The organism is Microbacterium sp. (assembly GCF_026393345.1).
Taxonomy (GTDB): Bacteria; Actinomycetota; Actinomycetes; order Actinomycetales; family Microbacteriaceae; genus Microbacterium.
In genome coordinates this window covers 1-2077 of sequence record NZ_JAPLAI010000079.1, presented here as the reverse complement: position 1 = coordinate 2077, position 2077 = coordinate 1, and the positions used below count along the sequence as shown (strand labels likewise).

The following is a 2077-nucleotide window of genomic DNA, read 5'->3' as shown; positions in this document are numbered from 1 at the left end:
TGTACAGCGTCTCTGCCTCGGGGAGCGCGCCGACGAGCCCGGCGGTGTAGTGCCGCTCGAAGTCGTGCGAGTGCTCGTCGAGCATCCGCAGGTCGGTCACGGCGTAGCGGCTGATCCCGGCGGCGAAGACCCCGCCGCGCACGAGTGCGGAGAGCACGGTCCAGCCGCCGGCCGAGCTGCCGCGGATCGCGATCCTGGCAGGGTCCGCGAGACCGGTGTCTGCGAGGCCCCGGGCTACGGCGATTACGTCATCGACATCGACCACGCCCCACTGGCCGTCGAGGCGCTCGCGGTAGGGGCGGCCGTAGCCGGTGGAACCGCCGTAGTTCACATCGAGCACGCCGAAGCCGCGGCTCGTGTAGAAGGCGATCGCCGAGGATGCCGCGCCCGTCACGTGCGCGGTCGGTCCGCCGTGCACGAACACGAGGTACGGCGGGAGTTCGTCGGCCGACGCCGCGACCGTCGGGTTCGCCGGCGGGTAGACGAAGGCGTGGACGGGCCCGTGCGCGCCATCCACCACGATCGGCTGCGCTGACGGCATCCAGCTCGGGTCCGCCGGCGCGCCGCCGGCGACGGTCACGACCTCACCTGAGTCCACGTCGACGCTCCAGACGCCGGGCGCGACGCGAGACCCGTTTCCGCTGAGCAGCACTCTGGCTCCCGCCGCGTCGTCCACGCTGACATGCCCGTCGGCCGGAACCTCGAGCGGTCGACGGCTGTCGTGCTGTGAGATGACGTCGATCGCATCCCGGCCGTTGGTGCGCACCGCGACGATGCGTCCGTCCTCCAGCGGCTGATACCAGCGGTTTCCGAGCACCCAGAGGCCGTACCCGGTGTCGGCGTCGGCGGGCGCGATCGGCATGACGGGCGCTGCGAGTTCGACGCCGTCGAGCGTCGCGCGATGCAGCGCCCACCGGCCGTCGCGATCGTCGGCGAAGAGCAGATGTGCGTCGTCCTGCCATTCCGGCTGCAGCGCAGTGCTGGCAGGGAGCTCGCCGAGGCTGCCATCGGCGATGGACAGGATGCGCAGCTGCGCGCTCTGCCACGGCATCCGTCGTCCGCCCCATTCGACCCAGGCGAGGCGGGTGCCGTCAGGGGAGAGCGCCGGATGGGCGAAGAAGCCCTCGCCCTCTGCGTGCACGTCGACAGCCGAGACATCGTCTGCCGCCGAGCCGTCGGTCGGGATCTCGATGATCGCACGCAGATGCGGCTCGACCGTCAGGTCCTCCCGCACGGCGAACAGTCGACCCCGCTGCATCCGGAGACCGCCGTGCGCGGGGCCGCCCGGGGTGAGCGGTGCCGGGTCGCTGTCGGGGGAGAGCCGGTACACGCGCTGGTCGGCGGCACCGACGAAGTACAGGATGCCGTCGGCATCCGCCGTCCATGCTCCGCCCCCGTACTCGTGCACCCGGGAACGTGCGCTCCAGGGGGAGGGGAGGACCTCGGCGCCACTCGAGCTGCGCACCGTCATGCGCCCGCCCTGGGCCGGAACCGACTCGCCCCACCAGGTCTCGTCACCCACGAATCTGGACCCGTCGATGCGCGGAGAGGAGGAGGCGACCGAGGACGCCGAGAACGGGGAGGTCCAGGACCCGGATGGCGCAGTCATGCATCGAGCCTATGCGCACCGCAGCGCAGCACCGCCACGACCTTGCCGAGCACGGTCGCCTCGTCGCCCAGGATCGGCTCGAACGCGGAATTGCGGGGGAGCAGCCAGGTGTGGCCGTCGCGGCGCCGGAACGTCTTGACGGTCGCCTCGTCATCGAGCATGGCCGCGACGATTTCACCGTTCTCCGCGCTGTTCTGGGAGCGCACGACGACCCAGTCGCCGTCGCAGATCGCCGCATCGATCATCGATTCGCCGGAGACCTTGAGCATGAACAGGTCACCCTTGCCCACGAGCTGACGGGGGAGCGGGAAGATCTCCTCGATCTGCTGCTCAGCCGTGATCGGCACGCCGGCGGCGATGCGCCCGACCAGGGGCACCATGGCAGCGTCTCCCACCGGTGTGGCAGTGTCTGCCGGGTTCTCGCCGCTCGTGCCGGGCAGGTCGATGAGTACTTCCATCGCCCTGGTC

2 protein-coding genes are annotated in these 2077 nt (G+C 70.9%); both read right to left on the bottom strand.

The window, feature by feature from the left end; translation table 11 throughout:
* The coding region (locus NT132_RS14305; protein ID WP_297790218.1) for a prolyl oligopeptidase family serine peptidase at positions 1 to 1609 on the bottom strand (1609 nt) is incomplete at its 3' end.
* Positions 1606 to 2077, bottom strand: a 472-nt coding sequence (lexA, locus tag NT132_RS14300) for a transcriptional repressor LexA (RefSeq protein ID WP_297790216.1), incomplete at its 5' end; no start/stop codon positions are given. The genes NT132_RS14305 and lexA, both read right to left, overlap by 4 nt.